At 66.5% G+C, this 22,454-nt stretch carries 21 protein-coding genes; 10 read left to right on the forward strand and 11 right to left on the reverse strand.

Translation table 11 applies throughout. The features are described from left to right. The first annotated feature begins 76 nt into the window (after positions 1-76). Both phbB and EBMC1_RS05920 read left to right on the forward strand, forming a co-directional pair. Complete coding sequence (gene phbB / locus EBMC1_RS05915) at positions 77-799, forward strand: acetoacetyl-CoA reductase (RefSeq protein ID WP_003042018.1); 723 nt, start codon at positions 77-79, stop codon at positions 797-799. 212 nt (positions 800-1,011) lie between these two features. Further along, entirely contained in the window at positions 1,012-1,260 is a 249-nt protein-coding gene (locus EBMC1_RS05920; RefSeq protein ID WP_040589494.1) for a ribbon-helix-helix domain-containing protein, read from the forward strand. On the opposite strand, the gene EBMC1_RS05925 is transcribed toward EBMC1_RS05920, so the two are convergent. The 4 genes from EBMC1_RS05925 to EBMC1_RS05940 form a co-directional block, all read right to left on the reverse strand. Next, positions 1,245-2,096 carry an ATP-grasp domain-containing protein gene (locus EBMC1_RS05925; RefSeq protein WP_003042023.1) on the reverse strand — a complete coding sequence of 284 codons (852 nt, stop codon included), beginning with the start codon at positions 2,094-2,096 and terminating at the stop codon, positions 1,245-1,247. The genes EBMC1_RS05920 and EBMC1_RS05925 overlap by 16 nt on opposite strands. Before the next feature lie 43 nt (positions 2,097-2,139). Continuing rightward, positions 2,140-6,837: an NAD-glutamate dehydrogenase gene (locus tag EBMC1_RS05930; RefSeq protein ID WP_003042026.1), complete on the reverse strand. Its 4,698-nt coding sequence runs from the start codon at positions 6,835-6,837 to the stop codon at positions 2,140-2,142. A gap of 165 nt (positions 6,838-7,002) precedes the next feature. Next, a complete protein-coding gene (locus EBMC1_RS05935; RefSeq protein WP_003042029.1) occupies positions 7,003-8,403 on the reverse strand; it encodes a PAS domain-containing protein in 1,401 nt (466 codons plus the stop codon). Positions 8,404-8,499: 96 nt separating this feature from the next. Continuing rightward, a complete protein-coding gene (locus EBMC1_RS05940; protein WP_003042032.1) occupies positions 8,500-8,880 on the reverse strand; it encodes an OsmC family protein in 381 nt (126 codons plus the stop codon). A 102-nt stretch (positions 8,881-8,982) separates the two neighbouring features. Between EBMC1_RS05940 and EBMC1_RS05945 the strand changes: the two genes are divergently transcribed. Next, the gene (locus EBMC1_RS05945; protein ID WP_040589497.1) at positions 8,983-10,002 is read left to right on the forward strand and encodes a DUF2804 domain-containing protein; all 1,020 of its coding nucleotides are present in this window, start codon (positions 8,983-8,985) and stop codon (positions 10,000-10,002) included. 124 nt (positions 10,003-10,126) lie between these two features. Then, a complete protein-coding gene (locus EBMC1_RS05950; RefSeq protein WP_003042038.1) occupies positions 10,127-10,732 on the forward strand; it encodes a Yip1 family protein in 606 nt (201 codons plus the stop codon). 54 nt (positions 10,733-10,786) lie between these two features. Here EBMC1_RS05950 and queG read toward each other — a convergent pair whose 3' ends face one another. Then, complete coding sequence (queG, locus tag EBMC1_RS05955) at positions 10,787-11,839, reverse strand: tRNA epoxyqueuosine(34) reductase QueG (RefSeq protein WP_003042040.1); 1,053 nt, start codon at positions 11,837-11,839, stop codon at positions 10,787-10,789. Between the two features lie 57 nt (positions 11,840-11,896). Between queG and EBMC1_RS05960 the strand changes: the two genes are divergently transcribed. The 4 genes from EBMC1_RS05960 to msrB all read left to right on the forward strand — a co-directional run bounded on the left by EBMC1_RS05960 (position 11,897) and on the right by msrB (position 16,057). Further along, positions 11,897-12,886, forward strand: a complete 990-nt coding sequence (locus tag EBMC1_RS05960; protein ID WP_003042043.1) for an ABC transporter ATP-binding protein — start codon at positions 11,897-11,899, stop codon at positions 12,884-12,886. Next, positions 12,883-14,130: an ABC transporter permease gene (locus EBMC1_RS05965; RefSeq protein WP_003042046.1), complete on the forward strand. Its 1,248-nt coding sequence runs from the start codon at positions 12,883-12,885 to the stop codon at positions 14,128-14,130. The genes EBMC1_RS05960 and EBMC1_RS05965 overlap by 4 nt, the downstream gene beginning before the upstream one ends. 123 nt (positions 14,131-14,253) lie before the next feature. Continuing rightward, on the forward strand, positions 14,254-15,510 hold the full coding sequence (locus tag EBMC1_RS05970; protein ID WP_003042048.1) for a cytochrome P450: 1,257 nt from the start codon (positions 14,254-14,256) through the stop codon (positions 15,508-15,510). Between the two features lie 106 nt (positions 15,511-15,616). Further along, a complete protein-coding gene (gene msrB / locus EBMC1_RS05975) occupies positions 15,617-16,057 on the forward strand; it encodes a peptide-methionine (R)-S-oxide reductase MsrB (RefSeq protein WP_051066367.1) in 441 nt (146 codons plus the stop codon). 84 nt (positions 16,058-16,141) lie between these two features. Here msrB and EBMC1_RS05980 read toward each other — a convergent pair whose 3' ends face one another. Next, complete coding sequence (locus EBMC1_RS05980; protein ID WP_003042056.1) at positions 16,142-16,870, reverse strand: Bax inhibitor-1/YccA family protein; 729 nt, start codon at positions 16,868-16,870, stop codon at positions 16,142-16,144. A gap of 139 nt (positions 16,871-17,009) precedes the next feature. On the opposite strand from EBMC1_RS05980, the gene thpR reads away from it, so the two are divergent. After that, positions 17,010-17,627, forward strand: a complete 618-nt coding sequence (gene thpR, locus EBMC1_RS05985) for an RNA 2',3'-cyclic phosphodiesterase (RefSeq protein ID WP_003042060.1) — start codon at positions 17,010-17,012, stop codon at positions 17,625-17,627. Here thpR and EBMC1_RS05990 read toward each other — a convergent pair. Continuing rightward, entirely contained in the window at positions 17,534-18,022 is a 489-nt protein-coding gene (locus EBMC1_RS05990; protein ID WP_003042063.1) for a low molecular weight protein-tyrosine-phosphatase, read from the reverse strand. The two genes, thpR and EBMC1_RS05990, sit on opposite strands and share 94 nt — an antisense overlap. Before the next feature lie 105 nt (positions 18,023-18,127). Here EBMC1_RS05990 and EBMC1_RS05995 point away from each other — a divergent pair, with 105 nt between their 5' ends. After that, positions 18,128-19,732 (forward strand): spinster family MFS transporter, encoded by a 1,605-nt coding sequence (locus tag EBMC1_RS05995; RefSeq protein ID WP_003042064.1) that lies wholly within the window; start codon positions 18,128-18,130, stop codon positions 19,730-19,732. Between the two features lie 16 nt (positions 19,733-19,748). Here the strand turns inward: EBMC1_RS05995 and EBMC1_RS06000 are convergent, their stop codons facing one another. The 4 genes from EBMC1_RS06000 to EBMC1_RS06015 form a co-directional block, all read right to left on the reverse strand. Then, a complete protein-coding gene (locus tag EBMC1_RS06000; RefSeq protein ID WP_003042066.1) occupies positions 19,749-20,321 on the reverse strand; it encodes a superoxide dismutase family protein in 573 nt (190 codons plus the stop codon). Between the two features lie 189 nt (positions 20,322-20,510). Beyond that, positions 20,511-20,936, reverse strand: coding sequence for an ExbD/TolR family protein (locus EBMC1_RS06005; protein WP_040589500.1), 426 nt, complete (start codon positions 20,934-20,936; stop codon positions 20,511-20,513). Positions 20,937-20,968: 32 nt separating this feature from the next. Then, entirely contained in the window at positions 20,969-21,460 is a 492-nt protein-coding gene (locus EBMC1_RS06010; RefSeq protein ID WP_003042070.1) for an ExbD/TolR family protein, read from the reverse strand. A 120-nt stretch (positions 21,461-21,580) separates the two neighbouring features. Next, positions 21,581-22,336: a MotA/TolQ/ExbB proton channel family protein gene (locus EBMC1_RS06015; protein WP_051066368.1), complete on the reverse strand. Its 756-nt coding sequence runs from the start codon at positions 22,334-22,336 to the stop codon at positions 21,581-21,583. Positions 22,337-22,454: the final 118 nt, after the last annotated feature.

Below are 22,454 nucleotides of genomic sequence, written 5' to 3' on the forward strand. Positions count from 1 at the left end.
CGTTCCGGTCAACTTGCGGCCGCTTCGCGCGCGCCCTAATCAAAAACGAAGCAAGATTGTGTGGGAGAGCGATTTCATGACACGCGTAGCAATCGTCACCGGCGGCAGCCGCGGCATCGGCGAGGCCATTTCGCTGGCGCTGAAGGATATGGGCGTCCGCGTCGCCGCCAATTATGCGGGCAATGACGAAAAGGCGCGCGCCTTCACCGACCGCACCGGCATCCCCGCCTATCGCTGGGACGTCGGCGACCATCGGGCCTGCCTCGACGGCTGTGCACAGGTCGCCGCAGACCTCGGCCCGATCGACATCGTCGTCAACAACGCCGGGATCACCCGCGACGGCACGCTGGCGCGCATGACCTTCGACGACTGGAACGACGTCATGCGCATCAATCTGGGCGGCTGTTTCAACATGGCCAAGGCGACCTTCGGCGGCATGGTCGAACGCGGCTGGGGCCGTATCGTCAACATCGGGTCGATCAACGGCCAAGCGGGCCAGTATGGCCAGGTCAACTATGCCGCCGCCAAATCGGGCATCCACGGCTTTACCAAGGCGCTGGCGCAGGAAGGCGCCAAGAAGGGCGTGACCGTCAACGCGATCGCGCCGGGCTATATCGACACCGACATGGTCGCCGCCGTTCCCGCCCCGGTGCTTGAAAAAATCGTCGCGAAAATCCCGGTGGGGCGCCTCGGCCACGCCGAAGAAATCGCCCGCGGGGTCGCCTTTCTGTGCAGCGAGGATGCGGGCTTCGTCACCGGATCAACGATGTCGATCAACGGCGGACAGCATATGTATTGACGGGCCGAGGGTGCCAGTGAAGGCGTTCGCAAAGCGAACGACGAGCTGGCAACCGGTGGCGAAGCCACGGCCCGGCTCGGCGAGCGGGGCGGCGATCCGAAAGATCGCCGAGCCCGTCTGACGTCACGGCGACGGCTTTGCCGTCGCCGCCAGGCGCGGCGCCGGTTCGACAATCCCTCGACTTCGCGCGATGCGAACGGCAAACAGGATGCATGGCTGCCCCTCTCCACCCCCCCGTCAAACGCTCGGTGACGATTGCCGGGCACCCGACGTCGATCAGCCTCGAACCGCTATTCTGGGACGCGCTCGAAGCCGCGGCGGCGCAGCGCGGCCTGCCGGTCAATGCGCTCGTCGCGCGGATCGACGTCGAACGGATGGAGGCCGCCGATCCGCCCAACCTGACCTCGGCCATCCGCCAATGGTTGTGGCACGCGCGCAGTGCTGATCAGACGGCGGCGTAAACCGCCCGACCGAAGGCCGCGCCCTTGTCTGCGGCATGATGCAGGAACAGCGACGGCTCGATCAGTTCGAGTTCCATGATGTGCAGCACGCCCGCCGCGTCGCCGACCATGTCGACGCGCGCATAGATGGGGGGCGCGGGAGCGGCGGCCAGCGCGGCGGCGGCGAGCAGGCGCGCCGCGGCGCTCGCCTCCCATCCGGTCTCGCGCCCGCCGAACTGTTCCTGGACGCGGAAATCGCCCGACGCGGGGCGCTTGACGATCGCGTGGCTGAAGGCGCCGCCGAAAAAGAAGAGCGAATATTCCCCGTCGGCGAGGATGCCGGGCATCAGCGGCTGGACAAGGCGGCGCTGTCCTAGCGCATCGGTGGGGACCGGCGCGCCGGGCGCGACACGGTGCGTACCGTCGGCACCGCCCGAAACGGCGGGCTTCACCACCACCTCTTCGGCACCGAGCGCCGCGCGCGCCTGCGCCAGCGATGCGTCGTCCAGCGCCGCGACCTCAACCGTCGGCACCACCGCAACGCCCTTCGCGCCAAGTTCGGCAAGATAGGCCTTGTCGCTGTTCCAGCGCAGCACCGGCACCGGATTGACGACGGGCAGTCCCGCGAGCCGGTCGAGCAGCGCATACCAGACGGCAACGTCGCGCTGATAGCCCCAGGCGAACAGCGGCAGGATCAGGTCGAACCCCGTCAGATCGCCGGGGTCGGTCCAGACGCGCTGCTCGACCGCAAGCCCGGCCGCCGCCAGCGCCGCCGCCTTGCGCGCGAAGGCGGGCCGCCAATTTTCCTCATAATCGGGTGCCGGGACGAGGATCGCGACGCGCGGTTGGAACGGCATAGAGCCTCCTGAAGCCCTCCCCCGAAGGGGAGGGTCAGACCTGTTACCGGCCGAGCAGCCCGCGCGCCTGCCCCGCAATGTGCGACAGCATCGCGCCATTGGGATTGGGGATGGTGCGCGCGCGGTCGACCGTCGTGCGGAATTGCGCGACGCGCGGTGCGTTCGCTTCCAGCCATTTGCTGACCCCGGCATCGAGATCGCCCTTGGGCAACCCCGCGAGGAAGCTCAGCCGCATCTGCTGGAAATCGCGCGCCAGGCTGTTGACGAGCAGGCGTTCCCACGGGTCGGCAGGGCTCATGTGCGCCGCCAGCGTCTGCGCCCAGTCGAGCCCGAGCGCGTCACCCAGATGGGTGAAGGCCCGCGTCACCCCGACCTCGTCGTCGCCGCGACGTTCGGCAAGGTCGACGATTCCGATCGCGCCATCGGTCTTGAACAGGCGGACGACCGCCGCGGTCAGCGCCTCGGGCGCGCCGGCATCGAGCAGCTGCTGCGCCAGCGCGTCCCACTGACGCCGCACTGACGCGCTGAGCAGCGTGTCGACGGTCGCGGTCAGGCGGTCGACGCCGGGTTCGAGCCGCGCAACGAGCGCGCCCGGCTGCGCCAGGCCGGGGCTGACGCGGAGCAGGTCGGCCATCTGCGATGCCATCGCCGAGGCGGCCTGGCTGAACAGCGACAAGCGGATGGATTCGTTGATCCCCGCGCTGTCGAGCGAAGCCCACAGCCCCTTCATATCCAGCAAGCGTTCGACGGCGACGAATGCCGCCGCGACCTCACCCAGCGAGCAGCCCTCTTCTTCGACCAGTTCGAGCGGGTGGACGATGCCCATGCGGTTGACGATGCGGTTCGCAAGCTTGGTCGCAATGATCTCGCGGCGCAGCTGGTGATCGGCGATCGCGCCGGCGAAATCGCGCTGCATCTCGGCCGGGAAGGCCGCGGCAAGATCGCTCGCCAGAGCGGGATCGTCGGGCAGCGCGCTCGCTTCGATCGCATCCTGCAGCGCCAGTTTCGCAGTCGACAGCAGCACGGCGAGTTCGGGCCGCGTCAGCCCGCTCCCTTCGGCCGAGCGGCGCAGCAGCTCGTCGTTCGCCGCCAGCCCTTCGACCTTGCGGTCGAGCCGGCCCGATGCCTCGAACGTCTCCATGATCCGCACCAGCGACGGCACCGCGGCGGCGCCGCCCTTTTCGGCGATCGACAGCGCGAGTGCCTGCAGCCGGTTGTCCTCGAGCACCAGCGCCGCGACATCGTCGGTCATGCGGACGAGCAGCGCGTCGCGATCGTCCTGGCTCAGCCGGCCTTCGGCCATCTCGCGGTTGAGCGCGATCTTGATGTTGACCTCATTATCCGAACAGTCGACGCCGGCGCTGTTGTCGATGAAGTCGGTGTTGATGCGCCCGCCCTTCGCCGCAAAGGCGATACGTGCGGCCTGCGTGACGCCCAGATTGGCGCCCTCACCCACCGCGCGGACGCGCAGATCCTCGGCATCGACGCGCAGCGCGTCGTTGGCGGGATCGCCGACCTCGGCATTATTCTGGCCCGCGGCCTTCACATAGGTACCGATACCGCCGAACCACAGCAGATCGGCGGGCGCACGCAGGATCGCGGAGATCAGCCCGGCCGGGTCGATTTCGGCGACCGACAGGCCCAGCAGCGCCTGCACCTCGGGGGTCAGCGGGATGCTCTTCTGGCTGCGCGCGAAAACGCCGCCGCCCTTCGAAATCAGCGTCTTGTCATAATCGTCCCAGCTCGACCGCGGCAGTTTGAACATGCGGTCGCGTTCTTTCCAGCTCTTGGCCGGATCGGGATCGGGATCGAGGAAGATGTGACGATGGTCGAAGGCCGCGCACAGCTTGATCGCCTTGGACAGCAGCATGCCGTTGCCGAACACGTCGCCCGACATGTCGCCGCAACCGACAACACGGATCGTGTCGGTCTGCACGTCGATGCCCATTTCGGCGAAGTGACGCTGGACCGAAACCCACGCGCCCTTGGCGGTGATGCCCATCGCCTTATGGTCATAGCCTTTCGACCCGCCGCTCGCGAACGCATCGCCGAGCCAGAAGTCGCGCTCCATCGCAAGACCGTTGGCGACGTCGGAGAAGGTCGCGGTGCCCTTGTCGGCGGCGACCACGAAATAGGGGTCTTCGCCATCGCGGATCACGACGCCCTTGGGGTGCACCACCTTGCCGCCGACGATATTGTCGGTGATCGACAACAGCGACCTGATGAAGATGCGATAGCATTCGGTGCCTTCGGCGAACCAGGCGTCGCGATCCTCGGCCGGGCTCGGCAACTGCTTGGGATAGAAGCCGCCCTTCGCGCCGGTCGGGACGATGACGGCGTTCTTGACGCGCTGCGCCTTCATCAGCCCCAGAATTTCGGTACGGAAGTCGTCGCGCCGGTCGGACCAGCGCAGGCCGCCGCGCGCGACCGGGCCGGCGCGCAGATGGATGCCCTCGACGCGCGGGCTGTACACCCACACCTCGCGCCACGGCAGCGGCTTGGGCAGGCCCGGAACCAGACTCGAATCTATCTTGAACGCCAGCGCCTCGGCGGCGGCGGGCGCAAAGGCGTTGGTACGCAGCGTCGCGCCGATCACCGCATGGAACAGACGCAGGATGCGGTCGTCGTCGATCGACTGGATCGCGGCAAAGCCGGTCCGGATTTCGGCTGCGAGCGCTTCGGCGCGCGCGGCATCCTTTGCCTTGGGGTCATGGAGCGCACGGAAGCGATCGACCAGCGCGGCGGTCAGCGCCGGGGCGCCGCGCAGCGCCGCCACCACCGTATCCATGCCATAGCTCGATCCGCCCTGGCGCATGTAGCGGAACCAGGCGCGCAGCCACACAATCGCCTGCGGATCGGTCTGCGTCACCAGCACGAGCTGGTTGAAGGCGTCGTTTTCGGCCTTGCCATCGAGCACCGCGGCAATCGCGCCCTCGATCGTCTCGACATGCGGCATCAGCGCGGTTTCGTCGACATTGGCGGGCAGGCGCAGCGAAAAATCGTGGATGAAGGTTGCCTCGGCATCGCCCTCACCGCCGCCATGGACGTGCAACTCGGTCGGGATTTCCTCGAGCACCTCGAATCCGAAATGTTCGAGCGCCGGAACCACGTCCGACAGCGCGAGCGGTCCGGCCGCGCTATAGACTTTCAGCCGCAGCCGGTCGTCGCCGTCGAGGCTCTTTTTCGCCAGCCGCACATTGCGCGGGCGGTCGGCATCAAGGTCGCGGAGACGCAATATATCGCGCGCAGCCTCTTCGGGATTATAGAGATTGCGGTAATTGGCGGGGAACAGCGGGGCGAACCGCGCCGCGAGCGCCGCGGCGCGGCCCGGATCGCCGCGGCGCGCCAGTGCGCCCTCTACCTCGGGCTGCCAACCACGCACCATCTGCTCCAGCTGAGCGTTCAGCGCTTCGGTATCGGGCACGATGCCGCCGCCGCGCAGGTCGAGCGTGTAGCGCAGCAAGGCAGCGCCGCCGTCTTCGAGCGCCATCGTCCAGCCGATGACACCCGCCTTGGCCTCGCGCACCAACAGCGATTCGATCGCCAGCCGGCGTCCCGTCGACACCTCGTCGCGCGGCAGCCAGACGAAGGTGAAGAGATGGCGGCCGAGCGGGCTGCGTATCATCACCAGCTTCGGGCGCGGGCGATCGGTAATCGACATCGAGGTGAGCACCAGCTCCTCGAGCGATTCGGCGTCGAACGCGATCAGCAGGTCGTGCGGCAGCGCGGTCAAAGCGTGCGCGAGCGCCTTGCCGGCGTGGCCGCCAGGGTCGAAACCGAATTTGGTCATCAGCGCCTCGAGTTGCGCGCGCAGCACGGGCACCTTGGCGGGCGGCGTCGACAGCGCGGCGCTGGTCCAAAGGCCCGCGTGGATCGACAGGCGCTCGACCGTCTTGCCCTTCATCTCGGGAACGACGACCAAGTCGAGCAGCACGCGGCGATGCACCGACGACAGGCGGTTCGACTTGATGAGAAGCGGCGCCGTGCGGCCCTTTTCGAACCAGGCGAAGGCCGCTTCGAGTGCGGTTTCGGACAGGATTTCGCTCGTCCCCGCGGCACAGATGCCCAGCGGGTCGTGGCGCTTGCCGTCGCGCGTGCGCCATTCGTGGCCAAGCTGCGTCATCGCGCCGCTTTCGAACCAGCGCAGCAGCTCGGCGCCATCGCCGTCGGCGCGCATCGTCGAATCGGCGAGCATCGCGGCGCGCATCGCCTTCCAGTCGGCGACCGCGGCGCGCACATCGGCGAGCGAGGCTTCGAGCGCATCGAGCAGACGGCGCCGGGCGCGCGCGTCGCCGCGTTCGAGTTCCATGTAGATGACCGACTCGCGCGCGCCGTCCTTGCCGGCGTCGACCGCGGTCAGATGATTTTTCGCGTCGCGCTCGACCGACACCACCGGGTGGAGGATGCGGTGCACGGCGAGACCCTGCGCGCCCGCGATCTGCGAGGTCGAATCGACGAGGAAGGGCATGTCGTCGTTGACGACGACCAGGCGCATCCGGCGGTCGGTGCCGTCGGCCGCCACCGGTTCGAGCAGGAACGACGGTTGGCCCGGCGCGCGGTCGAGCGACGCGCGCGCGGCGAATTCGCCCGCTTCGGCGAGCGCCTTGGCATCGAGGTCGTCGCTCTCGCCGGGCAGCGCGCTGCCCTGCAAGGCGGCCTGATAGGCCTTGGCGAATTTCGCAGGAACTTGCGCCGCCGACGACGTGCCGGCTGCGGTGTCTTCAGTCGATTTTTCAGGCATAGGGTTGCAGCATCCCGGACCAAGTTGAAGCGAGCATCCGCCGGGGGGACGGCGGCGCCTTGCGCTACGGCTCCCTATGCGCCCGCGCCGCGAAAGGCTCAAGACCCCCCGCGCATGCCGCGCAAAATTATTTCAACTTTTGGATTGTCTGTTACGCTATGCGGGTCAATCGGCCGGGGTGATCGCGATTGCCTTCTTCGCCAGCTTCGCAACGAGCGCCGGATCGTCGGCCGCCTTGGCGACGATGCCGATATGTCCGCCGGGCATCGCGCGCGCAATCAGCACCACGAATTCGGCATCGCCCGCATCATGTTCCAGGATCAGCGCCGGGTGCGCGGTGCGCAGCGCCGCCAGTTGCTCATCGACCTTCGCCGCTGCATCGCCCGCGGGCTTGCGGCGCGCGCGCACATCCTTGACCAGACCCTTGAGCCCGCCCGGATAGCGGTCGAGATAGGCAGGAAGCGACCCGCGCTCCAGCCCCGCGTCCTTCGCATGGCCGAGCACGCAGGCATATTCGGCGAGGCGCGTCTTGTCGTAGGAGGCGCCGAACACCAGCTTGACGACTGGCGTCATCGGCGCACGCTCCTGCGCCTGCAGCCCCGCATCCTCGAGCAATTCGGCAAAGGCGTCGGGCTGCGCTTCGGCGGCGAGGGCGAAATCCCACGCCTTGCCGACCGCCTGATAGAGCGCGCTGCGGCTGCGGCTGTCGGCCGCCATCGCGCGTTCGGCGGTCTCGCGCGCCAGGGCCAGCCAGTCGGCCAGCTCGGCATCGTCGCCCGGCCCGGCCGCGCCGTCGTCGGCAGTCTCGTCGGCGGCTTCGTCGCTTTCGGAAACCGGTACCGCGGGATCGTCGAACCGCTCGGTCAGCAGCATGGCGTCGCCGAACGCAACCGCTTCGGGCTCGGCGTCGCCGAGCGCGGCGAAACCCGGCGCCGCTTCATCGTCGATATGCTCCGAATCGGGGCCGTCGGCCCACACCGGCACGGGTGCGGTCAGCGGCGCCGCGCTGCGCAGCGCCTGCTCGACCGACAGTTGCAACTCTTCGGCCTGCTCTGCGGCAACCGCTTCCTTCCAGTTGATGACGCCCATGATGAAATCGATGGTGTCGTCGTCGGACGAGAAGGGCAGCAGGATGCCGCGGTACATGATCGTGGCGCCGCGATCGTTGACGAACTCGGCCTCGAAGCCGATCGGCGCGCGATTGGCGATGATCTGGAGATAATGGTCGGTCAGCCGCGACAGCAGCGACCGCCCCGGAATCTGGCTGATATAATGGACATCCTCGTCGATCTGCGATTCTTCGCGCAACCGTTCGCCGAGATAGGAGATGCCCGGATTTTCGATACCCGCGGTAAAGTCGAGCAGCACCGCATTGGGGCCGAAGTCGGCGCCATCGAGGTCGAGATCCTCGACCGACGGATAGGCGCGGTCGGCAAGCAGCGACGCCCAATGATTATAAGCGCGCACCTGCATCCGCCGTTCGTCGACACCGACAGCCGGCGGCGCATCGATCGCGCCATCGTCCTGATCGTGGCTGCCCGAAAGCAGTCCGCGCATGCTGTCCATCATTCGTCCCCAGTCGCAAACATCGGGGATGTCATGCACCGACAGTGGTAAAAGTGGCGTAAACGATGCGCTCCGCAGGCACCGCGCGCCGCGCCGTCAGGCGAGCGTGGTGGTGATCGGCAAACCGGCCTTCAGCGTCAGCGTGACCGGCGTACGCTCGGCGATGTCGGCCATGCGCGCGCGCTGTTCGTCGTCGAGCCCGACGATCGCCAGCGAGCGGTCGATCCGCTTCTCCTCGCGCCCCGACAGACGCAAACCGACCTCGACCGATTCGAGCGGCCAGCCCTTGCGATCGGCGTACATGCGCAGCGTGATCGCGGTGCACGCGCCCAGGCTCGCGAGCAGCAGATCGTAGGGCGCCGGGCCAACCCCGCCGCCGCCGAGCGCGGGCGGCTCGTCGGCGATCAGCGCATGGCCGCCGACATCGATCTCGGTGCGATAGCGGTCCTTGCCGATTCGCGCGCTGCCCTGCGCCATGCCATCCTCCTGCATCCTGCGTCGTGCGCAGCCTATCAGATGCACCGCCCGTTGCCAGCCGCCGTGCGCGGCTGGCATAGACGGCCCCGCAGGGAGGCGAGGATGCAGACAAAAATGGGAGCAGGACCGCTGCTCGACGCGCGCGGGCAGCTCGCCGAACGCGGCTGGGCGACCGCCGAGGTGCGCCGCTACGACCGCGCGCGGATCGCGGCGGGCAAGCTGCGGATCAAGGAGTGGGACTATTATTGCATCCTCACCGACGCCTTCGGGATCGCGCTGACCGTCGCCGACAATGGCTATCTGGGCTTCCTCGGCGTGTCGTGGATGGATCTGGCGGCTGGAACGGCGATCAACGACGGCGCGGTGATCCCTTGGCCGATGGGCCGCATGCGGTTGCCCGAAAGCGCCGATGCGGGCGATATCGAACAGCGCCGCGGCGGCATGTTGCTGCGCTTCCGGCACGAACCGGGCGGCCGGCGCCTGACGGTCGAGGCCCCGAATTTCGGCGGCGGACAGGGGCTCGCAGGTGAATTATGGCTCGCGCAGCCGCCGATGGACCGCATGGTGATCGCCACACCTTTCTCGGGAGCGCCAAGGGCCTTCTATTATAATCAGAAGATCAATTGCCTCGCCGCCGAGGGCGAGATTCGGGTGGGGAACACCCTCCATCGCTTCAGCCCCGACCGCGCCTTTGGCGTGCTAGACTCGGGGCGCGGCGTCTGGACCTACGACAATGTCTGGTATTGGGGGTCGGCCTCGGGAATGGCGGACGGACGCCGCATCGGGTTCAACATCGGTTACGGCTTCGGCGACACGGCGGCGGCATCCGAGAATATGGTGTTCGTCGACGGCACCGCGCACAAGCTCGACCGCATCGCCTTTCATATGCCGGCGGGCGGACCCGACGCAGGGCCGTGGCGCTTCACGAGCAACGACGGACGGTTCGAAATGACGATGGACCCGATCGTCAATCGCCACCACAGCACCAACCTCGGCCTGTTCAGGACGGTGCAGGATCAGGTCTTCGGCCGCTTTTCGGGGCGCATCATCCTCGACGACGGCAGCGCGCTCGACATTGCCGGGCTCACGGGCTTTGCCGAAGAAGTGCGCAACCGCTGGTAGCCGGCCCTGTGCGCCTGCGCACAGCAATGCACACCCTTGCGCCCTATCCCCGAATGCGAGACTATCGCGGTCCATCGGGGGAAACATCCGGGGTCGCGGTTCAGCCATTGGGTGGAGACCGACTATGACAGGGAATGACCAGCAGCCGCGCTCGATCGTCGATCGCGTGAAGAATATCTTGCTCCAGCCCGCGCGCGAGTGGGAGGTGATCGAGGGCGAAGCCGAAACGATCGGCGGCCTCTATCGCCGCTATATCATCCCGCTGGCGGCGATTCCCGCGGTGGCGGGGCTGATCGGCATGCTCGCCTTCGGCTTTTCGGTAATGGGCTTCACCTATCGCCCCTCGGTCGGCTCGGCCGTCGCCTCGGCCGTCGTGCAATATGCCACGACCTTGATCGGGGTCTTCATCCTCGCGCTCATCATCGACGCGCTCGCCCCCAGCTTCGGCGCGACGCAGAACCGCGTTCAGGCGTTCAAGGTCGCGGCCTATTCGGGCACCGCGAGCTGGGTCGCGGGCATTTTCGCGATCCTGCCCGCGCTTTCCTGGCTGTCGCTGCTCGGCCTCTACGGCCTCTATCTCCTTTACCTCGGACTGCCCCGCCTGATGCGCGCGCCGCAGGACAAGGCGATGACCTACACGATCCTGATCGTCGTCGCGGCGATCGTCGTCGCACTCGTCATCGGCGCGATTACCGCCCCGATCACCGCGACCTTCATGCGGGGGTTCTAGGCAAGAAGGCGGGCCGGCGACGGAGGGGGGCGGCACGATCGCCGTCTCCCGCCGTCAGTCCGCCAGTTGATCGAGCGCCCATCGTGCGGCATCGGCGACCATCGGCGATTCGTCGCTCGCCAGCGCCATCAGGCGCGGCCGCAAGCCGCGATCGCCGCTGTTGCCCGCCGCGATCGCGGCGTTGCGCACCATGCGGCCCCGCCCGATCCGCTTGATCGGCGAGCCTGAGAAGACCTGCCGGAACCCCGCATCGTCGAGTGCGAGCAGATCGGCGAGCGCGGGCGCCGCCAGTTCGCCGCGCGGCAGAAAGGCCCGGTGCCGCGCCGCGGTGTCGGCAAACTTGTTCCACGGACACACCGCCAGACAATCGTCGCAGCCATAGACGCGGTTGCCGATCGCGCGCCGGAATTCGGTCGGGATCGGCCCGTCATGCTCGATCGTCAGATAGGAGATGCAGCGGCGGGCATCGACGCGATAGGGCGCCGGAAAGGCCGCGGTCGGGCAGGCCTGCTGGCAGGCGGTGCAACTGCCGCACCGATCGCGCCCCGGAACCGACGGCGCGAGATCGAGCGTCGTGTAGATCGCGCCCAGAAACAGCCAGCTGCCATGCGCGCGGCTGACCATATTGCTGTGCTTGCCCTGCCAGCCGAGCCCCGCGGCGGCGGCGAGCGGCTTTTCCATCACCGGCGCGGTGTCGACAAAGACCTTCACTTCCGCCCCCGGCGCCTCGGCGACGAGCCAGCGCGCGACATGCTTCAGCGCCTTTTTGACGACGTCATGATAATCGGCCCCTTGCGCATAGACCGAGATGCGGCCGCGGTCGGGCGCCCCCGCGAGCGCCATCGGATCGGTGCCGGGGGCGTAGCTCATGCCGAGCGCGATCACCGACCGCACCTCGGGCCACAGCCCTTGCGGCGATCCGCGCTGTTCGGCGCGGCTTTCCATCCAGATCATGTCGCCATGGCATCCGTCGGCGAGCCATTGCTTCAGCCGCGCCGCGGTTTGCGGTGCCGCGTCGGCGTGCGCGATGCCGAACGCCGCGAAGCCATGCGCGCGTGCGGTGGCCGCGAGCCGCTCTTCGATCGGGGGCAAGGCATTGGAAAGCATTGCGCCCCTATACGACAGGCGGCGGGCCGTGCCATAGAGCGATGATACAGTGATGACATGCCGGCCGATTCAACGAGCGGGGACCAGCGTTTGACCGATTATTGCGTGGAGGCGCGCGGCCTCACCAAATATTTCGACGAATTCAAGGCGGTCGATCATGTCGACCTCGAGGTGCCGGTCGGCAGCATCTATGGCGTTCTCGGTCCCAATGGCGCGGGCAAGACCACCAGCCTGCGCATGACGCTGGGCATCATCGATCCCGACGAGGGGACGAGCCGCCTGTTCGGCAGCCACAAGCCGCAATCGGTGCGCCACCGCATCGGCTATCTGCCCGAAGAACGGGGCCTCTATCCCGGTATGAAGGCGCGCGAGGCGATCGCCTTCATGGGGGCGCTGCGCGGGCTCGACTGGGGCGAAGGCCGCCGCCGCGCCGCGACCTTCATGGCCGAACTCGGGCTCGAGCGCGTCATCGACGAAAAGATCCGCAAGATGTCGAAGGGCATGGCCCAGATGGTTCAGCTCATCGGCTCGATCGTCCATGCTCCCGACCTGATCGTGCTCGACGAACCCTTTTCGGGACTCGACCCGGTCAATCAGGAGCGACTTGAAACGCTCGTGCGGCGCGAACGCGATCGCGGCGCGACGATCCTTTTCTCCACCCATGTCATGGCGCACGCCGAGCGACTGTGCGACCGGCTCGCGATCATCGCGCGGTCGCAGCGCCGCTTCGAGGGCACGGTCGACGAGGCGCGCGCGCTGCTGCCGATGCAGGTGCGCTACGCGCCGCGCACCGGCGCCGACGATGGCGTGATCGCGGCGCTGCTGCCCGCCGATGCGCAGCGGCGCGGCGACGCCTGGCATTTCGCGATCGACGACGCGGGGGTCGAACCGCTGCTCGCGCGGATCACCGCCAGCGGGCACGGCGTCGCCGGCCTCTCGATCGCGCGCCCCGGCTTGCACGATGCCTTCGTCCATATCGTGCGTCAGGTCGACGCGGGCTTCGCCGCCGACGCCGCCGAAGAAGCCGCTGCGGAGGCAAGCGCATGACCCCCTTTCTGAAAAATATGGCGGTCGTCGCGCGCCGCGACTTTCTCGCGATCGTGGCGACGCCGACCTTTCTCCTCTTCCTGCTCGCACCGCTGTTCATGCTGGGCATGAGCCTGGTCGGCGGCCTCGGCGCATCGCAGCTCGCCGACAGCGCGCGCGGCGCAGGGCGCATCGTCGTCGTCGCCGAAGCGGGCGATGTCGCGGCGCTGCGCAGTGCCGACACGCGCTTGCGCGACGCGCTGGGCGGCCGCGGTCCCGCGACGCTCGACGTGCGGATTGCCTCGCCGAAGGGCAACGATCCGCTGGTCATCGCGCAGGAAAAGGGCGCCGACACCTATGCGGTGATGGTCGGCCCGCTCGCCGCGCCGCGCATCGTCGAACGCGAGGAGGGCAGCCGCGCGGGTCGCTATCTTGTGCTGCTCGCGGAAGAGGTGCTGCGCGACCGCGCTGCCGGCGCGGTGCCGCCGGTCGCCCCGCATTTCGAATCGATTCGCAGCGGCGGGACGAGCATCGCGGTGCAACAGTCGATGGGCTTCGGCGCGGTCTTTGCAATCTTCCTGATGACGCTGCTGCTCGCCGGACAGACAGTCAGTTCGCTCGCCGAGGAAAAGGGCAACAAGGTCATCGAAATCCTCGCCGCCGCGGTGCCGCTCGAAAGCGTCTTTCTCGGCAAGCTGCTCGGCATGCTCGGCGTCGCGGTGCTGTTTATCGCCTTCTGGCTCGCGATGGCGGCAGGCGGCGGACTGATCGCGGCAACCCAGATCGACCCGGCCACGCTCTCTGCGGCAGGCGCGGGCAAGCCGGTTGCGGCGATGCTCGCGGTGCCCGCTACCGGCTGGGGCTTCTTCGTCGGCATCTGCTTCGTCTATTTCATCATGGCTTTCCTCCTGCTCGGCGCGGTGTTCCTCGGTGTCGGCGCGCAGGCGGGAACGGTGCGCGAAATCCAGATGCTCAGCCTGCCGATCACCATCTTTCAGGTCGGCATGTTCAGCCTCTCTTCGGCCGCCGCGAGCGCGCCGGGCAGCCCGCTCGCGCGCTTCGCCGAAATCTTTCCCTTTTCGTCGCCCTTCGCAATGGCGGCGCGCGCTGCGACCGACGATGCGAAGGCCGTCCATCTGCTTGCGCTCGGCTGGCAGTTGCTCTGGGTCGCGCTCGTCATCTTCCTGTCGGTCCGGATGTTCCGCGCCGGGGTGCTGAGCGGCAAGGCGGGCTGGAAATTCTGGAAACGGCGGCAGCGCGCCTGATGTCCGGCGACCGCTGCCATTTCTAGGGTGATCGCCCCAAAGGTTCATTGACAAAACTGTAAATAGTGGCATTCTGCAACCCAATCGGCCGCGCCCGACGGCCTTGAGAGGAGCTGCCCCCTTATGGCCACCCAGATTCGCGTCGAACCCGAAACCGTCAATCCGCTCGACGTGAGCCGCGCCGACATGTGGCGCGAGGATCGCTGGCAGCAACCGATGGCGCAGCTGCGCGCCGAATCGCCGATCTATTATTGCGACGATTCGAAATTCGGTCCCTATTGGTCGGTGACCACCTACAAGCCGATCCAGCATATCGAGGCGCTGCCCAAGATCTTCTCCTCCTCGTGGGAATATGGCGGCATCACCGTCGCGGGCGACGGCATCGAACATCTGCAGGAGGGCGAAATCCCGATGCCGATGTTCATTGCGATGGACCCGCCGCAGCACACGGCGCAGCGCCGCACCGTCGCGCCGGCCTTTGGCCCTTCCGAAATCGAACGGATGCGCGCCGACACGCTGCGCCGGACGAGCGAAGTGCTCGATTCGCTGCCCATCGGCGAAACGTTCGACTGGGTCGAAAAACTGTCGATCGAACTGACGACGCAGATGCTCGCCATTCTGTTCGACTTTCCCTTTGAAGAACGCCACAAATTGACCGCCTGGTCCGACGCGCTCGGCGACATCGAAAGTTTCAATACCCTCGAAGAACGCCAGGCCCGCCTCGCGATCGCGTTCGAAATGGGCGCCGCGTTCAAGGAATTGTGGGACCGCAAGGCGCAGAATCCCGGCACGCACGACCTGATTTCGATCATGCTCCAGTCGGATGCGATGAGCCACATGAGCCATGAGGAATTCATGGGCAACCTCATCCTGCTGATCGTTGGCGGCAATGACACGACGCGCAATTCGATGTCGGCCTACGCCTATGGCCTCCATCTTTTCCCCGAGGAGCGCGCGAAGCTGGAGGCGAATCACGATCCCGAACTCGCGGTCAACGCGATGCACGAGATCATCCGCTGGCAGACCCCGCTTGCCCACATGCGCCGTACCGCCACCGAAGACACCGAATTGTTCGGGCACCAGATCAAGAAGCGCGACAAGATCGCGCTGTGGTATGCGTCAGCGAACCGCGACGAGAGCATCTTCCCCGACGGCGACCGGATCATCGTCGATCGCGAAAATGCGCGGCGTCACCTCGCCTTCGGTTACGGCATCCACCGCTGCGTCGGCGCACGCGTCGCCGAGCTTCAGCTTACCGCACTGATCTCCGAAATGCAGCGGCGGCGGCTGCGCGTGAATGTGGTCGGCGAACCCGACCGGGTGAACGCCTGCTTCGTCCACGGCTATCGCCACCTGCCCGTTGTGCTCGAGAAATATTGACGCGGCACTGAAACCGGGATCAGACCGGCATCGTATCTAGAAGGCAGAGGAGCCTGCCATGATCGAACGTCGTTATCTGCTTTCGGGCCTCGCCTTGGGCGGCGCGATGATCGCCGCGCCGATGCTGTTCGCCAAGCCCGGCAAGCGCCCGCTGGCGCAGCCGGGTTGGCGCCTGTCCGATGCCGAGTGGAAAAAGCGCCTCACCGCGACGCAATATGCGGTGCTGCGCGAGGCCGCGACCGAGCGCCCCTACACCAGCCCGCTCAACAAGGAGCATCGCGCCGGCACCTTTGCCTGCGCGGGCTGCGCGTTGCCGCTGTATTCGAGCAAGACCAAATATGACAGCGGCACCGGCTGGCCGAGTTTCTGGGCGCCGCTGCCCGGCGCGATCGCGACGTCGGTCGACCATGAGCTCGGCTATCCGCGAACCGAGGTCCATTGCCCGCGCTGCGGCGGCCACCTGGGCCATGTCTTCGACGATGGGCCAAAGCCGACGGGCAAGCGCTATTGCATGAACGGCGCCGCGCTCCGCTTCGTCCCCGCCTGACCCCGCGCCGATTGACGCACGCTCCAAACGAAAAGGCCCGGCGGATCGCTCCGCCGGGCCTCTGCCGTTCCGATGCGCCGCCGCTTAGTCTCGGCTGCCCATCAGGTTGAGCAGGAAGGTGAACATGTTCACGAAGTCGAGGTAGAGCGTCAGCGCGCCCATCACCACCGACTTGCCGACAAAGTCGGTGCCGCGGACATAGAAGTACATGCTCTTGATCTTCTGCGTGTCATAGGCGGTGAGGCCGGCGAACAGCAGCACACCGATCACGCTGATCGCGAGGTTGAGCGCGGTCGACTGCACGAAGAGGTTGATCAGCATCGCGACGAGGATGCCGACGACGCCCATGATCAGGAAAGTGCCGAAGCCCGACAGATCCTTCTTGGTCGTATAGCCGTAGAGGCTGAGACCGAGGAAGGCCGCTGCGGTCGCGAAGAAGGTCGTCGCGATCGAGGTCTGGGTGAAGGCGAGGAAGATCGTCGACATCGACAGACCCATGATCGCCGCATAGCCCCAGAACAGCGCCTGCGCCGCGCCGGTCGACAGCTTGTTGATCCCGAAGCTGAGCACCATCACGAAAGCGAGCGGTGCAAGCATGACAACCCACATCAGCGGGCTGCCGATCAGCGACAGGGTGAAACCCGTCGAATAGGCGAGCATCGCGACGATGCCGGTAAGCAGCACGCCCGAGCCCATATAGTTATAGACCGACAGCATGTACGACCGCAGGCCGGCATCGACGGCCTGATCCATCGCGCTCGCGCTGCCAGGAAAGCCGGACGCCGCCATATTGGGGTCGTTCCAATTAGCCATTTTCAAATCTCCATCACCGGCCAGCCCATACCGGCCGTACTGCCAATATCAGTATTTTCGCCCTCCGTTTCAAGCGAAACCGGTCCGGGCGCCTTCGGCGCTGTCGCGCGCGGTGCAAAGGCCCTATGACGGGCGCACCATGTCCACGCACCGTCTGTTCGTCGCCCTGCGGCCGCCGCGGCCGATTCGCGCCCGGCTGATCGCCGCGATGCACGGCATTTCTGGCGCACGCTGGCAGGATGACGACCAGCTTCACCTGACCCTGCGCTTCATCGGTGAAGTCGACCGCCATCGTGCAGAGGACATCGCCGCGGCGCTCGGCGCCCTGCACGCCCCCGCCATCGCCGCGCGCATCGCGGGGGTCAGCCTGTTCGAGCGGCACGGGCGGCCGCATATGGTATGGGCGGGGGTTGAACCCGCCGAACCGGTCGCGGCACTGCACCGCAAGGTCGACCAATTGCTGATGCGCGTCGGGATCGAGAAGGAGACGCGCGCCTTTCTGCCGCATGTCACGCTGGCGCGGCTCAATCGCGGATCGGGGCCCGTCGCGCCCTTTCTGGCCCTGAACGGCGATCTGGCGACGCCCGATTTCCTCTTCGCCCACGCCACCCTCTATGAAAGCGAGCTTGGCCATGGCGGATCGCGCTATCACCCGATCGCGCGCTATCCGCTCGACGCCCCGGTCGCGGCAACCAGCGCGGCGGCGACCGCGCTGACATCGGCCCAGGTTTCGGCAAAGCCGTCGTCGGCGCCATAATAGGGATCGGTCACGCTCTCGCCCGCCCGTCCGGGTACGAGATCGAGCATCAGCATCAGCCGCGCCGTCGCGTCCGCCGGGGCGAGCGCACGTGCGGTCCGCAGATTGTCGGCGTCGGCGGCCAGAATCAGATCGAAGCGGTGAAAGTCGCCGCGCACGAGCTGGCGCGCGCGCAGATCGTCGATATCGACGTCATGCCGCCTCGCCTCCGCCTGCGCGCGGGCGTCGGGCGGGTGGCCGACATGCCAGTCGCCAGTCCCCGCAGAATCGAGCCGCACCGCGATTCCGGCGTCGGCAAAGGCGGCACGCGCCGCGCCCTCCGCCAGCGGCGAGCGGCAGATATTGCCGAGACAGAGAAAAAGGATGGCGGGCGCATCGCCCCGGTCGTCGGTCATGTCATGTCCTTCTTCACAAAGTTGAACCGGTTTTCAACTTGCGCTGCCCGGCGGCTCTGCTAGCCATGGCGGCCAACGATAATGACTGAGGGAGCGCGGTGCCAGATGGCTGAGACGAGCAACGATCCGGGGACAGGCGTCGAAAGTGCGGAGACCGAACCGCGCGCGACGGGATACAGCTGGTATGTCCTCGGCGTCCTCGTCGTCGTTTATATCCTCAACTTCATCGACCGCCAGATCGTCAGCATCCTCGCGGTCGACATCAAGGCCGACCTCGGCCTGACCGACGCCGACATGGGCTTCCTTGGCGGTGCCGCCTTCGCGGTCTTCTATGCGCTGTTCGGCATCCCACTCGGACGCCTCGCGGACAATTGGAACCGCGTGAAGCTGCTGTCGATCGGCCTCGCACTGTGGTCGACGATGACCGCCCTGTCGGGGTTCGCACGCAATCAGGTGACGCTGACCTTTGCCCGCATGGGCGTCGGCGTCGGCGAAGCGACCGCCAGCCCGACCGCCTATTCGCTGATCTCCGACTATTTCCCCAAGCGGCAGAAGGCGACCGCGCTCGCCATCTATTCGTCGGGGCTCTACCTTGGCGGCGGCGTGTCGCTGTTCATCGGCGCCTCGATCGTCGAGGCGTGGAACCGCACCTGGCCGAACGGCGGGCCGATGGGGCTGGTCGGCTGGCACGGCGCCTTTCTGGCCGTCGGCATTCCCGGCCTGCTCGTCGCGCTGTGGGTCGCAACGCTGCGCGAACCCGCGCGCGGCGCGATGGACGGAGTCGCGAGCCACAGTTTGCCCCATCCCTTCCGCGAATTCTTTCGCGACCTGTCGACGATCGTCCCGCCCTTCACCCTTTTCGGCGCTGCACAGCGCGGCACGACCGCGCTGGCGGTAAACATCGGCTTCGCCGCCGCGATCGCCGCCTTTGCGTGGTGGATGATTCGCCTGACGGGCAATTTCCCGCAATGGTCGGCGGTCGGGCTTGGCTATTATGCTGTCTTTTCATGGGCCTCGACGCTGCGCGCGCGCGATCCCGCGACCTTCCGTCTGATCTGGGGCACGCCTGCCTTCATCTGCACAACGCTGGGTTACGGGCTGGTGAGCCTTGCCGCCTACGCCCTCGCTTTCTGGTCGCCGCCCTATGCAGAGCTTGTGCTGAAGCTGCCCAAGCAGGAACTGGCATTCATCCTCGGCGCCAATGGTGCGCTCGCAGGGTTCGTCGGGGTCATTCTGGGCGGCCGCATCGCCGACGCGCTGCGCGCGCGCAATCCGGCGGGCCGCATCCTGACGATCATCTTCGGCGTCGTCGCGCCGATCATCCCGATCTGGATCGGCTACACGACCGAAAGCAGCTTCATCTTCTACGCGATGAACTTCCTTGCCGGCATGTTCGGTGCTGCAGCGCTCGGCGCCGCCGCCGCTACGACGCAGGATCTGGTATTGCCGCGCATGCGCGGGACGGCGACCGCCGCCTTCTTCCTTGGCACGACGCTCGTCGGTCTGTCATTTGGTCCCTATATGGTCGGACAGATTTCGGACCTCGCCGGCACGATGGTCGACGGCAAGCCGGTGGGTGACCTGCGGACCGGCATATTGTCGCTGATCGGCGTCGCGCCGATCGCGCTGGCCCTGCTGATCTATGCCTATCGCACGGTGCCGCAGGCCGAAGCGACGATTGCCGAGCGCGCGGCGAGCGCGGCCGCCTGACCGCGCCCGCGCGCGATCAGTTCGCGGCGCCGAGCTGGATCACCCCGCAGGCAACGCGGCCGCCGCTGTTGCCGCTCGGATCGGTCTTGTAATCGTCGGGACCGGCGTGGATGACGAACGCCGCGCCATCGGCGTCGAGCAGTCCGCCCTCGCCGGTCAGCCGCGAACCGACGACCTGCAGCGTCGCGCGGCCAATCGTTCCCGATTCGACGACGAGGTTGGGCAGGTCGCCATGGTGCGCCCCCATCGGATTGTCACGCCCGTGCTGGGCATGGGTCGGGTTCCAGTGCGGCCCGGCGCTGCTGAAATCGGGCGGGGTGCATTGGCCGACGGCGTGCAGATGCATGCCATAGGTGCCGGGGGCAAAGCCGCGCGCGACCAGTTCGATGCGCAGGCCCGTTCCGTCCTTGTAGATATCGACGCGCCCACGGTCGGCGCCCGACGCGTCGTAAAGCTGGGCATGGGCATCGGACGGCGGCATCGTCGTCGTCGGCCCCTTCGATCCGCTGGCGCAGCCGCCAAGGGCGAGCAGCGAGGCGGCGCACAGCGCGGCGGTCATCGTCGGGCGAAAAGTGGCGGCAGGCTTCATCGATCGGCTCCCCATCATCTGGCGCGCGGTGCGGCGCTTGCGGGAATCCTACGCCGCGGCGCGGCGTTCGTTCCCAGGCCCGCAGGATGCCCCGCCGAAGCCGCCGCGCCAAGCGCTTTCACGCCCGGCAAAGCAAAAGGGCCGCGGATCACTCCGCGGCCCTTCGCTGGCACATATCCGATCTAGCGATCAGAAAACGCGCGCATATTGTTCATTGCCGACGAAGCCGAGCTTGCCGACGCCGCTACGCTTCACGACCGCCATGACGCGATCGACCACGATATAGCGGGCGTAGGGGTCCGGCTGGATCTGCAGTTCGGGTTCGACCGGCAGCGCCTTCGTCTGCTCGAGATAATCCGAAAGCTGCGCCAGATCGACCGGAACGCCGTTCCACGTGACCGTCCCCGCGGGGTCGATCATGATCTTGTTCTTTTCCGGGTCGACATTGTTCTTCGAATCGGTCGGAACCGGCAGGTCGATCTTCACCGCGTGGGTCTGGACCGGAATGGTGATGATGAACATGATGAGGAGAACGAGCATGACGTCGATCAGCGGCGTCGTGTTCATTTCCATCATCGGTTCATTATCGTCCCGATCCCCAACAGCCATAGCCATGAGACTATTCCTTCATTCCTTGGCGGACCGCCTTAGAGGCGGCCCAGCGTGGCCGAACCAGGGGCAGGTTCCGAAATGAACCCGATCTTCTGGAAACCGGCATATTGCATCGTGTAGATCACACCGCCGATGCACTGGTACGGCGTGTTGATGTCGCCGCGGATATGCACTTCGGGGAAGTTCTCTTCGGTGATATTCTGGGGCCCGCCGATATCCTTGAGAAGCTTTTCAAGCTTGTCTTGGCCGCGCTTGAGCAATTCGCGCGAATCGACCGGAGCCTGGCCCCAATATACTTCGCAGCTACCGGGGGTTGCGCCCGCTCGAACCGAGATGTTCACATTCTCGGGCTTCGTCGTCGTCGGCTCAAAAGCGACGTCGGGCAGCTTGAGCTCCACCGTCTCCAACACCACGGGAACCGTGATGAGGAAGATGATGAGAAGCACAAGCATGATATCCACGAGCGGCGTCGTGTTGATGTCGGACATCGGGGCATCTTCGCCCTTTGCGCCTGCACTCATCGCCATAGGATTAGCATCCTGTCACAAAATTACTGTCATGGACCTGCGAAAAGCCTGCCGAAGCGCGCCTTTTCGCTGTCCAGCGGCCCCGCCGATCGCCTGAGCGGCCGACGGGGCGCGAGAGTCTTAGGCCTTCTTCGGCGCGGCGGCGGGAGCAGCCTTGGCGGGCGCAGCGGCAACCGCCGGCTTCACCTGGCCGCCCGACATGATCGAGCCGAGGACGTCGTTCGAGAAGGTCGACAGACGGCGGGCAATCGCCTTGTTGCGGCTCTGGAGCCAGTTGAAGGCGAGAACCGCGGGAACAGCGACGATCAGACCGATGGCGGTCATGATGAGTGCTTCGCCAACCGGGCCGGCGACGGTGTCGATCGAGGCCTGGCCCGATGCACCGATCTTCACGAGGGCGCGAAGAATACCGATAACCGTACCGAACAGGCCGACGAACGGCGCGGTCGAACCGACGGTCGCGAGGAAGGCGAGGCCGCCGTTGAGCTTCGAGTTGATGTGGTTCTGCGAACGCTCGAGCGTGCCGTGCATCCAGTCATGCGCTTCGACCGGGTCGGTCAGCTTGTTATGCTCTTCGTTGGCGCGCAGACCGTCTTCGACGACCTGACGATAGGCGCTGTTCTTTTCGAGCTTGTTCATGCCTTCGGCGAGGGTCGGCGCACGCCAGAAGTTCGCGTCGACCGCCTTGCCCTGGTTGATCACCTTATTCTGTTCGAACAGCTTGGTGAACAGGATGTACAGCGTGCCGATGAACATGATCAGCAGGACGAGGAAGGTGATCTGCGACACGATACCGCCTTCGCACAGCGCCGGGACGAGACCATAGGGGTTCTCGCCCTCTTTCTTGACGCACATCGACGCGGGCATGAGGCTCATCCCGACATCGTGGGCACCAGCCGCAGCAGCGGCGTTCGCAATCAGATTGAACATTTCGATATTCCCTCTCAAAAAATCTAAACCGGGGGTCGGCATTGCTGCCGGAAAATTCAGGAAA

The organism is Sphingopyxis sp. MC1 (assembly GCF_000371385.1).
GTDB classification, from domain to species: domain Bacteria; phylum Pseudomonadota; class Alphaproteobacteria; order Sphingomonadales; family Sphingomonadaceae; genus Sphingopyxis; species Sphingopyxis terrae.

Excerpts from the sequence above, each read along its gene's own strand:
- phbB (WP_003042018.1), top strand. The coding sequence starts at position 77 with ATGACACGCGTAGCAATCGTCACCGGCGGCAGCCGCGGCATCGGCGAG.
- EBMC1_RS05920 (WP_040589494.1), top strand. The coding sequence starts at position 1,012 with ATGGCTGCCCCTCTCCACCCCCCCGTCAAACGCTCGGTGACGATTGCC.
- EBMC1_RS05925 (WP_003042023.1), bottom strand. The coding sequence starts at position 2,096 with ATGCCGTTCCAACCGCGCGTCGCGATCCTCGTCCCGGCACCCGATTAT.
- EBMC1_RS05930 (WP_003042026.1), bottom strand. The coding sequence starts at position 6,837 with ATGCCTGAAAAATCGACTGAAGACACCGCAGCCGGCACGTCGTCGGCG.
- EBMC1_RS05935 (WP_003042029.1), bottom strand. The coding sequence starts at position 8,403 with ATGGACAGCATGCGCGGACTGCTTTCGGGCAGCCACGATCAGGACGAT.
- EBMC1_RS05940 (WP_003042032.1), bottom strand. The coding sequence starts at position 8,880 with ATGGCGCAGGGCAGCGCGCGAATCGGCAAGGACCGCTATCGCACCGAG.
- EBMC1_RS05945 (WP_040589497.1), top strand. The coding sequence starts at position 8,983 with ATGCAGACAAAAATGGGAGCAGGACCGCTGCTCGACGCGCGCGGGCAG.
- EBMC1_RS05950 (WP_003042038.1), top strand. The coding sequence starts at position 10,127 with ATGACAGGGAATGACCAGCAGCCGCGCTCGATCGTCGATCGCGTGAAG.
- queG (WP_003042040.1), bottom strand. The coding sequence starts at position 11,839 with ATGCTTTCCAATGCCTTGCCCCCGATCGAAGAGCGGCTCGCGGCCACC.
- EBMC1_RS05960 (WP_003042043.1), top strand. The coding sequence starts at position 11,897 with ATGCCGGCCGATTCAACGAGCGGGGACCAGCGTTTGACCGATTATTGC.
- EBMC1_RS05965 (WP_003042046.1), top strand. The coding sequence starts at position 12,883 with ATGACCCCCTTTCTGAAAAATATGGCGGTCGTCGCGCGCCGCGACTTT.
- EBMC1_RS05970 (WP_003042048.1), top strand. The coding sequence starts at position 14,254 with ATGGCCACCCAGATTCGCGTCGAACCCGAAACCGTCAATCCGCTCGAC.
- msrB (WP_051066367.1), top strand. The coding sequence starts at position 15,617 with ATGATCGCCGCGCCGATGCTGTTCGCCAAGCCCGGCAAGCGCCCGCTG.
- EBMC1_RS05980 (WP_003042056.1), bottom strand. The coding sequence starts at position 16,870 with ATGGCTAATTGGAACGACCCCAATATGGCGGCGTCCGGCTTTCCTGGC.
- thpR (WP_003042060.1), top strand. The coding sequence starts at position 17,010 with ATGTCCACGCACCGTCTGTTCGTCGCCCTGCGGCCGCCGCGGCCGATT.
- EBMC1_RS05990 (WP_003042063.1), bottom strand. The coding sequence starts at position 18,022 with ATGACCGACGACCGGGGCGATGCGCCCGCCATCCTTTTTCTCTGTCTC.
- EBMC1_RS05995 (WP_003042064.1), top strand. The coding sequence starts at position 18,128 with ATGGCTGAGACGAGCAACGATCCGGGGACAGGCGTCGAAAGTGCGGAG.
- EBMC1_RS06000 (WP_003042066.1), bottom strand. The coding sequence starts at position 20,321 with ATGAAGCCTGCCGCCACTTTTCGCCCGACGATGACCGCCGCGCTGTGC.
- EBMC1_RS06005 (WP_040589500.1), bottom strand. The coding sequence starts at position 20,936 with ATGGCTATGGCTGTTGGGGATCGGGACGATAATGAACCGATGATGGAA.
- EBMC1_RS06010 (WP_003042070.1), bottom strand. The coding sequence starts at position 21,460 with ATGGCGATGAGTGCAGGCGCAAAGGGCGAAGATGCCCCGATGTCCGAC.
- EBMC1_RS06015 (WP_051066368.1), bottom strand. The coding sequence starts at position 22,336 with ATGAGCCTCATGCCCGCGTCGATGTGCGTCAAGAAAGAGGGCGAGAAC.